Annotated in this window: 1 protein-coding gene; it reads left to right on the forward strand. The window is 27.5% G+C overall.

Annotated elements, in window-relative coordinates; all coding sequences use genetic code 11:
• Positions 1 to 135: 135 nt before the first annotated feature.
• Positions 136 to 1,232, forward strand: a 1,097-nt coding sequence (locus QZZ53_RS14425; protein ID WP_296385956.1) for a hypothetical protein, incomplete at its 3' end; no start/stop codon positions are given.

Below are 1,232 nucleotides of genomic sequence, written 5' to 3' on the forward strand. Positions count from 1 at the left end.
ATATAATTTTAAAGACATGTTATTATTAAGCGCATCGATTAGATATTATTGGATAAAATAATTCATATTTTTAGGTTGTAGTTTAACTATAATAACCAGATGACTTTTTGTATTACAGAACCGATTAATTATTTGATGACTAGTCTATTTCGTTATAAATGGGGTTTTGTAATTATCTTCTGTTTAATACATCTAAAATCTGTTAGTCAAAACAATTGTATTTGTAACGAAATTTTAGATAAAAATGAAATAGGCTTTCAAAATAGAAAAGATTCCATACAAAGATTTAAGCAAATTAATAAGCTTAAATCTTCTACTTCTGAAGCCTGTAATTATGAAGCTTTAAGTCTTGATTTTCAATATTTTAATAATCAGCGACAATCAAATAAAGCTCATAGCTTACTGCAAAAACAAGAGACTTTATTAAATAACATAAACTGTAATAATGATTTTTTGTTCAAACTTATATATAATAAAGCACGTTATTACCGAGCAATAAATGATTTAGAGAAATTGTCAGATTTCTCTTTTAAAGCTTTAGCAGAAGCAGAACGACTGAAGGATAAAGAAAAAGAAATTAAAGCAATACAAATGCTTGTATATCTTTTTACAAGATTAAATGAAGATGAAAAAAACTGGATATACATTAAAAGAGCCGAACGGTTAATCTTAGATTTAAATCCAGAGTTATATACACATTATTATAGTTGGTTGGCTTATGAGTATGAGAATAAATATACCATGACAGAGCGAACTACACTGCTAGATTCTGTATTGTTATTTATTAATAAAGCAAAGAAAGGAGCTTTTAAATATCAAAGATTTGATGAGATTACCAAATATTATAGAGTACGTGAAGCTAATGCCTACCATAACGGCAACTTAAAAAAAGCACTTGTATATTCTGATTCTGCAATTTACTATGGAAAGGGAATAAAAGGTTACAAAAATTTAGCGGGACTTTATTTGTCTAAAGCGTGGAACCATTTGGATTTAGGTGAGTTAGAAGAAGCAAATGTTTGGATGGATACGTCTTTATATTATAATAGTGGAAAAAAAACAGCAGCAACCATGATGCTATATTCTGAAGCGTCAGAAATTTATGAAGGTGTCGGAAAATTAGATAAAGCCTTTGCAAGTTATAAAGCCTTTACACATTTAAAAGATAGTATATTAAACATTGAAAAAGTAGAAAAAATAAATGAATTAGAGCAAAAGTATTTAAAGGTTGA

Source organism: Winogradskyella sp. (assembly GCF_016744625.1).
In the GTDB taxonomy this organism is placed as follows: domain Bacteria; phylum Bacteroidota; class Bacteroidia; order Flavobacteriales; family Flavobacteriaceae; genus Winogradskyella.